This window comes from Microcoleus sp. T2B6 (assembly GCF_036700475.1).
In the GTDB taxonomy this organism is placed as follows: domain Bacteria; phylum Cyanobacteriota; class Cyanobacteriia; order Cyanobacteriales; family Microcoleaceae; genus Microcoleus.
Window position 1 is genome coordinate 41,708 of the sequence record NZ_JAUBOZ010000018.1, and the last position, 12,233, is coordinate 53,940.

Below are 12,233 nucleotides of genomic sequence, written 5' to 3' on the forward strand. Positions count from 1 at the left end.
AAATCCTACCAAAGGTTTCAGCTTATGCCGTTCATGCCCTTCAATTTCTTGTTCCTATGGCTGGTGGGACTGCTGTCGATCGGGGTACTTGGCGGAGGTATATACATTATTTACGAATGGTACATCGGCGAACTTGTAGGGATGTCCTACTTAGTCAGCGGAGTCTTGATGCTTCTTTGGTCTGTTGGCGGCCGCTTTATCAGTTTGCCGCTGTTTCGCCGCCCCGGTGCTGACGAACCCAAGCCGACGCGGACGGGTACGGTGCAGCGGGTAGAGAGGCCTGATGGCACTATTTTACAAGTAGAATTCTACGGCCCAGAGGACGGACAGCCGATTATCCTCTCCCACGGTTGGGGGCCAAACAGTATGGTTTGGTATTACGCGAAACGGCAACTAAGCGATCGCTTCCGAGTGATTGTTTGGGATCTTCCAGGTTTGGGAAAATCCACTCGACCAAAAAACAGCGACTACTCCCTAGAAAAATTTGCCCGCGATCTCGAAGCCGTCATTGCCATAGCAGGAACTAAACCTGTTATCCTACTCGGACACAGCATGGGCGGCATGATTTCTCTAACATTCAGTCGGCTTTTTCCAGAACTTCTCGGTAGTCGAGTAGCTGGTTTAATTCTGGTAGATACGACTTATACTAATCCTCTCAAAACCGCTATTTTTAGCGGTTTATTACGCGCTTTGCAAAAGCCACTACTTCAACCTATGCTCTACCTCACCATAGCTCTTGAACCGATTATGTGGGGAATGACTTGGCTGAGCTATCTCAATGGTTCACTGTACATCAGTGTAGAAGTATCGGGATTTAAAGGCACTGAAACGCGCGGTCAATTAGATTTCTCAGCTTTCTTATCAGCCTTGGGTTCTCCCGGCGTTCTCGCTCGCGGCACACTGGGAATGCTCAAATTTGACGAAACAAAAACTTTGCCATCAATTGACATTCCAGTGTTGGTGATCTGCGGCGATTCAGATATTGCCACTACCCCCCCAGCTAGCCTGCGAATGAAAGCAGAATTGCCTCAAGCAGAGCTAGTTACTATAAAGCGAGGAGGACACATGGCATTAATCGAGCATAACCAGCAGTTTGCAGATGCTGTCAGGGCATTCTGCACAGAAATTTCCTAACTAAAAATGTGAGTTAAAATCCTGTAGGTTCTGGCTGGGGATACCTTAAAATTCGGCGTTGCACAATTTGAGGATGGTTCTTGTCGGGTGTCCCGCCTGCTGTGAAAATACACCGGACGGGCGGGACGCCCATCCCACAAAACAATCAAAATCATCCCGCAATTATGTAATATCAAATCCGGTAGCATCGGAATTATTCATCTCTGTATTCTCTCCCTCTGCGTTCTCTGCGCCCTCTGCGGTTAAATCATTCCGATGCAACCGGAAACGATATAAGGCCTTAAAATTCCACATCTTCGCGCTCATTTTCGTCAGTTCTGGGAGCATCCAAACCTTTGGCAGCCCAGCGCATTGTCTCAATGTATTTTGCGAGACTCGCCACAGTCGGAGCCTCAAACAAACTGCTGACCGATAACTCGACTTGCAAAGCGTCTCGGATGCGAGAAATCAACTGAGTTGCTAGCAGGGAATGCCCGCCTAGTTCAAAGAAATTATCGTAGATACTAACCTGCTGTTTGCCCAAAACTTTAGCCCAAATTTTCCCGATCGCGTTTTCGAGATCAGTCCGAGGCGCTACATAATTTTCTGTTAGATCCTCGCTGTCTGTATCTATATCAGGCAAAGCGCGGCGGTCTACTTTGCCATTAGGCGTCAGTGGCATATTCTCCAACACTGCATAAGTTGCAGGAACCATATATCCTGGTAACTTTTCTTTCAAAAATTGGCGCAAGTCACTTGATTTTAGATTGTGACTTTCGGATTTTTCATCGATGCCGTCAGGAACAACATAAGCTACCAAATGTTTATCGTCGGGGATGTCTTCCCTCACAATTACTACTGCTTCGCGCACTTGTGGATGCTGGCACAAAGCCGCTTCAATTTCTCCCAACTCGATGCGGTAGCCGCGAATTTTTACTTGGTCATCAACGCGGCCTAAAAACTCAATGTTGCCGTCAGCTAAGTAGCGACCTAAATCACCTGTTTTATAAAGGCTAGAACCAGATTTATTCCTAAAAGGGTTAGGAATGAAAGCAGCAGCAGTTAAATCGGGCTGGTTGAGGTAGCCTTTCGCTAGTCCGTCACCGCCGACGTACAATTGACCTATAACACCGATCGCCACCTGCTGCAAATCCGCATCGAGGAGATAAATTTGCGTGTTGGCGATCGGGCGGCCGATGGGGATAGATGTTGCGGTTTCGGGTACGTCTTGCACGCAATAATAAGCCGAAAATGTGGTATTTTCGGTAGGCCCGTAAACGTGAATTAATTTAGTGGTTGGCTTTTGCTTGAGAAGTTTTTTAACCCATCTCATATCGACCGCTTCTCCGCCAAACAGCAAGCAGCGCAGCGAATCAAAAGCTTGCGGTAAAACTCTAGCAATTTGTTGAAATAAGGCAGTTGTTAAAAACAAAACGGTGATGCCTTGTTGGCGCAGTTCTAAGGCTAAATCGTGAGGCGAAAGGGTAATATTGGTGCTAATTCCCACGAGTTGAGCGCCGTTAAGCAAGGCTCCCCAAATCTCGAATGTGGCTGCATCGAATGAAGCGTTTGATGCTTGGGCAATTTTATCGGTAGGTTCTATTTTTATATAGTTGGTGTTGAGTACCAGGCGATTTACTGCTTTGTGGGTGACAGCAACTCCCTTGGGTTTTCCTGTTGAGCCAGATGTGTAAATAACGTAAGCTAGGTTGTCTGCTGTTACGGTGGTGGCGGGATTTTCGGCGCTTTCTTTGGCTATGTCTTCCCAGTCGCGATCGAAGTAAATCACCGAGTTTGAGAAGTCTCGGAAATTCTCAATCAATTTATCTTGAATTAGCAAGACTTTAACTTGAGCATCTTCCAGCATCAAGTTTAGCCGATCGCGCGGATAGCTCGGATCTAACGGTAGGTAAGCCCCTCCCGCTTTCAGTATAGCCAACATCCCCACAATTAGGTCGATCGATCGTTCTGCACAAAGCCCCACTAAAACCTCCGCCCCCACGCCCATTTTTTGTAGGTAGCGCGCCAGTTGGTTGCTGCGACTGTTGAGTTCTCTGTAAGTGAGGTGCTTGCTGTCGAAAGTTAGGGCGACATCCTCCAGATGCTGCCGGGCTCGCTCTTCAAATAACTGATGAATGCACTTATTTTGAGGATAATCTGTGCGAGTATCGTTCCATTCTTTGAATAATTGATTCACTTCATCCTCGCTCAATAAAGGTAAGTTAGCAATTCCTTGTTCTGGATTAGCCACAATGCTTTCCAGCAAAGTTTTAAAATGCCTCAGCATTCGGGCGATCGTAACTTCATCAAATAAATCTGTATTGTACACAGCTAAGCCTCTGAGGCCTTCCGAATCTTCCCAATGTTCGCCGTATCTGCTCCTAAAATTATCGGAAGCTTCCCACAAATACAGCTCTAAATCAAAGCGGGTTGTTTGAGTCTCCAAAGGGAAAGAACTCAACTTTAATTCTGGCAATTCTAGCTCGTCCAGCGGCGCATTTTGCAGACCAAATACCACCTGAAACAGGGGGTGGCGATTCAACGATCGCTCTGGGTGCAATTCCTCGACTAGCTTCTCAAAAGGCAAATCTTGGTGAGCGTAAGCTCCCAGAGTTACTTCCCGCACCCGGCCCAAAAAATCTCGAAATGTCGGGTTTCCCGAACAGTCTGTTCGCAGCACTAAAGTGTTGACAAAAAAACCGATTAATGCTTCTATTTCGCTGCGGTTGCGATTGGCGATCGGCGAACCTACAACAATATCTTCTTGTTGCGAGTAGCGGTAAAGCAAAGTTTGAAATGCTGCGAGCAATGTCATAAATAAAGTCGCTCCTTCTCGCTGCGAGAAGGCTAAAAGTGAGTCCTTCAGCTTTTTAGGCAGTTCTAAATATTGAGTTTTTCCCCGATAATTTTGCCTAGCTGGTGCAGGGCGATCCGTCGGCAAATTTAACACAGAAATCCCGTGCAATTGCTGCCGCCAATAAGCTAGCTGGGTTTCTAATATTTCACCTTGCAGCCATTCGCGCTGCCACTCGGCAAAGTCGGCATATTGAAGTGATAATTCTGGTAGGGGAGATGGCTGTTGATTTATCAAAGCTGTATAGATAGCCTCCAGTTCTCTAATTAGCACCCCGATAGACCAATCATCGGAGGCTATGTGGTGCATATTTAGCAAGAGAATATGCTCGGTTTCTGTCAGCCGCAGGATGGTGACTCGCATCAGCGGCCCGGTGGATAAATTGAAAGGGCGAAGAGATTCTGCTGCGGAGAGTTTCTTTGCTTCTGTTTGCCGTTTTTCAGGCGGCAAATCTTGCAAGTCTAATACTTTTAAATTAGTCTTGAAAGCGGCAGAGATTATCTGCACTGGTTGACCTGATACCGCTGCAAAAGTGGTTCGCAAAGTTTCGTGTCGCTGCACTATTTCGTTGAAGGTTTGCTCTAAGGCTGTTAAGTTGAGGGAACCAGTTAAGCGCAGTGCGGTTACTACATTATAGAAAGGGTTTTCCGGTGCGAATTGGTCGAGAAACCACAAGCGCTGCTGGGCAAATGATGCCGGAAAGACAAACACTTCGGCTTCTGAAGAAATATTCAGTTTTTGTCGATCGTTTGTCAAGGAATTGTCATAAAATTCGGATGCCATATCTGTTGCTCTTCGGGGATGGGATGTGTTAATTTTTTGATGGCGCGGGCTTGCTTTTTGACGGTGCGATCGCCTCTTAAAACTTTCGCGAGCAAAAGATCGGAACCTTTAATATAATAAATGTGGGTGCGGGAGTGCGGGAGAGACGCGGGGAATAGAAACGGGGTTTCTGGCCGCAAGATCAAGTTATCCGTTGAGGGGCTAGGAGTGACACCCCCCAATCACATTTAGTCGCAGAAGGGGTCAATCGATTTTAGATTTTAGATTTTAGATTTTAGATTGAAGCCTTGACCCCACGGATAAATTCGGGGGGCAAGTTTCATCGGATACAAGTTTTTTATTTCTGGACGGATGAATCACGTGGCGGGTATCCTGGATGCTTTCGGTCATTAAGTTTGTGATTCGGGTGCAATCGGGTGAGTTAGATGGGAGAATTACCGGGAGCAATTCGTGGAGAGGTCAAGCTGTATAGCAATCCTCAATGATTTGTGTAATTCTTGTAGGGGCAAAACCCACGCCCGGTTGCCCCGATGCAGGCTGGGGTAGGCACTCTTAGCACTACCCCTACATATTTTTACAACTGATGCGAGGATTGCTATAGTATGATTTCTAATTGCACAAAGTGTTCTTGGGGGGATTAAGAGCGGGATAGCTTTGCTTCACGCAATTTTCTCACATTTGTAGCTTAGCGACTACTATTGATTCAACAGTGTCCGCAATTTCTTAGATCAACTCACTAGAACTTGTGGCCTGATTTGGCAAAATACTTAAGAACAGTGAACGTGCAGTTTAAATTAGAGGTTATAGGCTAATGGCGCAGCGGAACGTATACTCGTCAAAGGACGAGCCAGAGGAAGTACAATCAGCAGAAGAAGTCCTCCACTCAGTAATGCAAGAACTGGACGCTTTGCATCAAAATGTCAAAGGCCAGTTAAATCAAGACATTACTCGGCTGCAAACTGAAAAAAATCACCTGATTGAGGATATTGAAGACCTCAGAGAGCAATATCGCAAATTGCAGTCTCAGCAAATGGAATCTCTGTCTGGGCGATACATTCAGCAGCAGCAATTGTGGCTGAAGCAGTTGGCTCAAGTTTTGGCTCACAATTTGCAGGATTTGTTGGTGCAGCGGTTCAACGAACTCAGCGCTAACTCTGGAAATTCTCTCAGCAGCCCTATTCCCAGCGGCGAGTTCCCGATACCCCTGCCGCCGAGCAACTACGACGAACGCGCCTCGCAGTTGCTGGCGGCGCTGGATGAAAGGATCGATCGCAGTTTCCAGATGCTGGAACAAGATTTGAGCAGCTATGAAAGCGAGCTTTCCGTGCGGCTCAACAATATGCAAACCCTAGAGCGGCAAGGGGAAGAGCTGTTACAAAATCTCGTAAACCGCATCAGGGAAGAACTCGAAGAAGAAGAAGAATATCTTGAGAATCCTTTCGATGCTCAAGATTCCTATGTCGAGGAATCAACTAATTCTGTTAATTCTGTCCGCCCGCAACTTCTGCAGCCAACACCTGTGGAAAGGCCGCGGGAAGCCGTACCGGCACCCTCTTCAGTGCCCTCTCCAGCCACCGCTAAAGCACCTTCTGTACAGACAGGTTTGGTGCTGGCTTTGTCTTCGGCGGTGGTATTGTCGCTGTTTAATGTTTGTTTGAGAATTCTGATTAAAGGCAGAAATCCTCGGGTGGTTTTTGGCTTGTTTGAATTTCCGGGGGTGGTGACTCCCGGTTTTGGCAATTCTTTGTTGATTTTGTTGATGCGACTGATTGTGGTGATGGCTTTGATGCCGATATTGGCCACATTTCTGTATCCTTCTGTCTGGAAAGATATTAGACGGTTGTTCCAGTCGGGCGATCGAGCTTTGTGGAGCAAGGTTTTAGGAAGCGCATTTTTTCTGTTTTTGTCTCAGGTTTTGATTTATTTGGCGATCGGCAATATTCCAGCCGGGATTGCGATTACGATTTTCTTTATTTACCCGATCGTCACCGTACTAGGTTCTTGGCTCTTGTTTGGTTCTCGCCCTAGCAGAGTCGGCTTTTTTGCGATAGTCGGGATTACCGCAGGTCTGATTTTAGCTGGGTGGCCGAGTTTTGCAGCCCCACCTCCGGGCGGCGGCAATGTCGGGGTGGGAGTCGCTGCGGCACTGGCTTCTGGGATTACCTTTGCAGGTTACGTATTGCTGACGCAAATGGCCGCGGGCAAACTGCACCCAATTCCTTTTAGTTTAGTTAATTTCGCCGCAATTTTTGTATTTTCCTCTCTAAGTTTGTGGGTGCCGCTTTCGGACAATTTTTCTCCTAAAATAGACCAAAATGTTTGGCCTGGTTTGATTATCGGAGGCGTTATTTTAGGGGTGCTGACCCTGTTTAGCTATCTTTTGAATAATTTTGCCATCCGCTTTGCGGGGGCAGCCTTAGCGTCAGTAATTGGCACTTTGGGACCGGCGATGACGGCACTTTTTGCGTTTATAATTATCAATGAGAATTTGCAGCCTGTGGCAATTCTCGGCATGGCTGTGGTGACATTAAGCGTGGCTGCTATGAGTGTGGAACGCATAATGGCTCCTCAGAAGAAGGCTAGTTAAGGCAAGAATTTGGGCGATCGGCCATTCCCAAACCCGGTTTCTTCAAGAAACCGGGTTTCTCTATGCCGAGACAATATCAATAGGCTTATTGCATAAATCTTTGATTGATAGGGAAACCGCAGAGGCATTTCAAGATAGGAGAATGAATGCCTACAATTGGAGTCTAAACAACAGAAACAACCACTCGAAAACCCACAATACTAGCCTTACAATCCGCCTGATATCTGAGGCGACACGCGCTGCGACAATTCGGAGGATGATCGTTCCAAGAACCCCCCCGCAACAACCTCAGCGAAGAGTCCCCGTCAGACTCCCAAACGCTACCATCAGCAGGCGCACCGTTATAATTATTGTGCCAAGAATCCGCGCACCATTCCCAAACATTTCCGTGGAAATCGTACAACCCGAAAGCATTAGGTTGAAAACTGCCAACATCTGTCGTTTGAAAGCGATAAACTCCCTTGGGCGCGTCAGCGTAATTAGAATTTCCGTTGTAATTGGCTAACTCGCTGGTAATCGTTTCCCCAAAGTGAAACGGCCCCGTAGTTTGCCCCCGGCAAGCATATTCCCATTGGGCTTCGCTAGGCAAGCGATAATTCTTACCAGTTTTGCGAGAAAGTCGATCGCAAAACTCCACAGCCTCGTACCAAGATACATTTTCTACAGGTCGATTTGCACCTTTAAAACGGGCAGCATCGGGATTGAGAAATATTTTAATTTCCGGCAGCGCTGCAACTGCTGTCCACTGGGCCTGAGTGACTGGAAATTTGCTAATATAGAAAGAGCCTAAAGTTACTGGGTGCTGCGGTTTTTCGTCGCTGTCACCTCTATCTTTTGGAGAACCCATGAGGAAAGTACCGCCAGGAACAGATACCATTTCCAGCAGTGTACTGCTATCAAGATGCTCTTCAAAAAAACGCGCTTTGCCGCTGTTAACATTAATTTGCTTCCCGCGCTTGTCTACTGTCACCACCTGAAATTCAAAAGTGCTTTTGACAGCCGGAATTCTCTGCGATGCATTGTTCAATGGCGGAGTGGTGTTGGATTTTTCCCTCGGATTGACAGAGATATTGCTGTTGATTTGCCCGGTTTGATTGAGCGGGGTATTGATGGCAAGTTGTCCTCCCTTTGTCCGAAAATAATTTTGAGCAAGTTGTCCTCCATTGGCACAATGGGGTTGGGGAGGTAAAGAATAGAGATTTAAAGCTTTGATTACTTCATCAGCAGATTGATATCTATTTTTGAGATAATCTTGAATTAATTTGTCTAAAATATTTGCCAACTCGCTGCTGATTTTTGTGCCGGCTGGCAAGCGTTCTCTCCAAATCCAGCCGCCGTTTATCGGGTCGTAAAGGTCATCGGAACCGTCAATTTTTGGCAAACATTGAGTTAGCAGTCTCAGGCAAGTTATTCCCAAACTGTACAAATCGCTGCCGGGGAAAACTTGACCGCGCATTTGTTCTACCGGCGAATATCCGGGCGTTCCTACCGTCGTGCCTACTTTGCTCATCAGGGAGCCCGTCACTTGTTTGGAAATGCCGAAATCTATCAAAACTAACTCTCCCCGGCCTCCCCTTGGGAAAGCTGAATTCCGAAAATTTCCCGCCTTTGGCAGGGAGGAGTTAACAGAGGTGCGACGCCGCATGATATTCTCAAGTTTGATGTCTCGGTGAATGACCTGGCGATCGTGCACAAATTTCAAAATCGGCAGTACATCTGCCAGCAACTGCCAAATTTTTTCTTCGCTAAAAGCACCCTGCTGAGTTAATTCTGCTAGTAAAGTTTGCCCCTCAATCAACTCTTGTACTAAATAAAGTCGCTTGTCTTGTTCAAAATAAGCAATTAATCGAGGAATTTGGGGATGTTCGCCAAGTTCGTAAAGTCGTTTCGCTTCTTCTTTAAACAATTGTGAGGCTTTTTCAAGTGCTGAGGTTCCTTGAAATTGGGGTACAAACTGCTTAATTACGCAGGGATCGTCCATGCGATCCGTATCTACCGCTTCGTAAGTTCTGCCAAATCCCCCTTCGCCCAACAGTCGAATCACGCGGTAGCGGTTTCTGAAGAGAGGCGTGAGGTCGGACTGGCCGCAACTTTGACAAAATTTAGAGTTGTCGGGATTGAAAGGATGAGAACACGTCGGATTAGAACAGTAGAACATATCTGGGAAGAAATGATCCGGTTAAGGTTATGATATATCTTTTTGGCGCTCTTATGGAATACTAACAATTAATAATTGGTTATTGACAATTGACGGTAGGGAGGGCATTACCGGCCGCTTGTGTAGCCCCAAGGGAGAAAGTAGAACGCAGAATTTAAAACGCTAATTAATCCAAATAAAGCAATTTGAGGGCAAAAAATTCCAGCGCGATCGACCGATTTTAGCAACCCGCTTACCGCCGATATTCGTCTGGGGATCTTGGTAATTTCTTTACAGAGGCCAGTATAGTACAACTCGGCGATCGCCCAACCAACAAGCGATCGCACTCAAAGAACTATCCGACTAGAAACTAAGAAAGCGATTTCAATAAGCAATTCCCTCGCTTCATCGGGGTGTAAGAGTTCTACAAGCTCGATCGTCTTTAAAGGCGATCGGGGGAATTTCAACCTAAAATGTCATATTTCTGCTGCTTTCACCAATTTTGTAGTTCCGCTAAATAACTTTATTTTTGAATATTTTGACTAATAAAATAACTAATAAAAACAGACCACAGCATGATACTGACACTATTGTTTCGGTGATATTTGGTGAGATAAATATGATAAATCCCTGATCTTTAATCAAGGCAGAGAAACTTGAAACACAAAATGGCATGAAATATAACCTGAATGCCTGCCAATGATCTCTTTTGCCTTTACTAGAAGAAACACTTAGCATCAGACCCGTACCGATTACAGCACTTATACCAATTGAATTGAGCCATATCTTAACCGAAGGATCAAAATGAAAACAAACTACTATAACATACCAAATGAGATAGCACCAGAGAATAGCTTTATCTAATTTGATTTCGTAAAGATATTGAATCAACCCTTTCATAGCACTAGAAATGATTTTATTTTTTCATTTTTATTAATAAATACAACCAGGAAAATTTAATAATTATTAGGGAGGGATAGCCAAAGACCATTATAGCTAGATCAAGCGGTTATTTTTAGCTTAAAATCATGTTGCTTAAAGATGTTGCAGAGTGCTTTGCCAGCAACATATTTCATAGAGATAACTCAATTAACTGTTTCTCCGGCGCAAGTTCATTTTTTTGACTGGCGACTTCAAACCAACCCTGAACAGAATCTTTCAGCATCTCTAACAATCGGTTTTTAACTTTTTGATGTAGGTGGAAATATCGGGATCTGAGGCGCTTTTTACCGAGGCTTCGCCAACGGTTGCCAGCGCGAACGTGCTGCTGAGAACGGCAACGGTGAGGAAGGTCGCAAACTGTCGTTGGGGATGTACCATCATCGCTTTGGTCGGGTAGAGACTCGGTTTTTGAGCTGCGGCGGTGTCTTGTCGCTATAGGTAAATGGTAGCCCTCTGTGGTTCTTTAATCTCTCAATTAACCATTTGGGTTTTTCGCTAAACGATATCGACATCGTACCATCTGGAGCAACGCGATACAGCCATTTTGCCCCCGGACAAATAGACGACTTCATATCGGGAACCGATGCCGGCCATTTTCCGGTTTTGGCTGCTAGTGCTTTGACTTGCAGAATTTTCTGAGTCAATTCCAAATCCAGCATAGATTTAGCTGCTTTACTGGTTTGACTAGGAAAAATTGTAGATGTCCTACCTATATAATTCCACCACGCGAAGTCCTTTGCCTGGGCTGAATCAGAAGCGCAAAAATTGTGCTGGCGAGATGCTGCAAGCGATCGTTTATAGGCGTGATAAGTATCGATCGCACACAAGCGAACATAAGGTTTGATTACTGGCTTGAACCACACCAGGACATGAGATAAAGTCCAGTCTAAAATTTTGTCTTCTAAAGTTGGGGGATAGTTCGTTTCCGTCTGAAATAGTGAAAGTATTCCCAGACCACTAAGAGGGTCTGATGCTTCTAGTATTGAAGACCACGAGTATTTCCAAGCGAAGTCTTGCGAAAATTTGAACTTAGACAAATATTCTCCCTGCAAGGATGTCAATATCGATTCGCGGTAATCGCGTTCCAGCAAGCGCTGCTGCCACTGGGTCGGAAGGCGATCGGCTTTCCGCATCACCCCTGCTGGATATTTAGCCACAATCAAACCCACCAGTTGAGGGAGTAGGAGGGGGTTTTCTGTTAAAGGCTGGTTGATTTTCCAGGAGACTTCCAGCATTTCTGCTGCTGCTTCCGTCTGACCTTTACGGTATTTTTCTAGAATGTCTAGGGCTAAAACTCGTTGGGAATTAACCTGCCATAAATAAGGGGGTAGGCTAACCGTCATATCTCCTTCCAGAATCCAGGTAATATCTGTTCCCCAGTGCGGCACTTCATTATTTAAAACTTGCTGGCGAAGTTCTGCTAAAGCCGTTTGTTGGGAGGCGAGATAGCGCTGTAATTTCTCTGAAGGTGGATTTATGGTATCGTTTGGTTTGGCAATCTCAGCGTCTAGGTACTGATTTAATTCTTGAAAGAAACTTCCCCAGCCTACATTGAACCCCACTTTAGCGAAGGACGGCCTCAGCTTCAACGCCGCATCATTCGGCTCTGTTTTGGGAAACCGTTGGGCAAATGCTGCTAAATCCTGCTCGATTTCTTTTTCATGCACAGAAGCCATATAGTTGCCACCCACAATCCAGGCTGCCAGCAGTCCCGCCAACCCAACAGCCGAACCACCCAGAAATTTGAGCCACTTTTTCCGTCTGAACGATGGGTTTTGAATGTCCATAAACTCCTTTTTCGCGCGATCACACCTGAA

The 12,233-nt window shown here is 45.9% G+C and carries 7 protein-coding genes; 2 read left to right on the forward strand and 5 right to left on the reverse strand.

From position 1 onward, the window contains the following. Positions 1 to 24 precede the first annotated feature (24 nt). The gene (locus QUA00_RS10745) at positions 25 to 1,134 is read left to right on the forward strand and encodes an alpha/beta hydrolase (protein ID WP_333409586.1); all 1,110 of its coding nucleotides are present in this window, start codon (positions 25 to 27) and stop codon (positions 1,132 to 1,134) included. Positions 1,135 to 1,414: 280 nt separating this feature from the next. Here QUA00_RS10745 and QUA00_RS10750 read toward each other — a convergent pair whose 3' ends face one another. Next, positions 1,415 to 4,750 carry an amino acid adenylation domain-containing protein gene (locus QUA00_RS10750; RefSeq protein WP_333409587.1) on the reverse strand — a complete coding sequence of 1,112 codons (3,336 nt, stop codon included), beginning with the start codon at positions 4,748 to 4,750 and terminating at the stop codon, positions 1,415 to 1,417. Then, positions 4,720 to 4,929 (reverse strand): hypothetical protein, encoded by a 210-nt coding sequence (locus QUA00_RS10755; RefSeq protein WP_333409588.1) that lies wholly within the window; start codon positions 4,927 to 4,929, stop codon positions 4,720 to 4,722. The genes QUA00_RS10750 and QUA00_RS10755 overlap by 31 nt, the downstream gene beginning before the upstream one ends. A 632-nt stretch (positions 4,930 to 5,561) precedes the next feature. Between QUA00_RS10755 and QUA00_RS10760 the strand changes: the two genes are divergently transcribed. Beyond that, on the forward strand, positions 5,562 to 7,337 hold the full coding sequence (locus QUA00_RS10760) for an EamA family transporter (protein WP_333138870.1): 1,776 nt from the start codon (positions 5,562 to 5,564) through the stop codon (positions 7,335 to 7,337). 163 nt (positions 7,338 to 7,500) lie between these two features. Here the strand turns inward: QUA00_RS10760 and QUA00_RS10765 are convergent, their stop codons facing one another. From QUA00_RS10765 to QUA00_RS10775, 3 genes are all read right to left on the reverse strand, one after another. Beyond that, a complete protein-coding gene (locus QUA00_RS10765; protein ID WP_333409589.1) occupies positions 7,501 to 9,495 on the reverse strand; it encodes a bifunctional serine/threonine-protein kinase/formylglycine-generating enzyme family protein in 1,995 nt (664 codons plus the stop codon). Between the two features lie 1,146 nt (positions 9,496 to 10,641). Further along, complete coding sequence (locus tag QUA00_RS10770) at positions 10,642 to 10,794, reverse strand: hypothetical protein (protein ID WP_333138866.1); 153 nt, start codon at positions 10,792 to 10,794, stop codon at positions 10,642 to 10,644. Then, positions 10,794 to 12,203 (reverse strand): hypothetical protein, encoded by a 1,410-nt coding sequence (locus QUA00_RS10775; RefSeq protein WP_333138864.1) that lies wholly within the window; start codon positions 12,201 to 12,203, stop codon positions 10,794 to 10,796. The genes QUA00_RS10770 and QUA00_RS10775 overlap by 1 nt, the downstream gene beginning before the upstream one ends. Between the last annotated feature and the right edge of the window lie 30 nt (positions 12,204 to 12,233).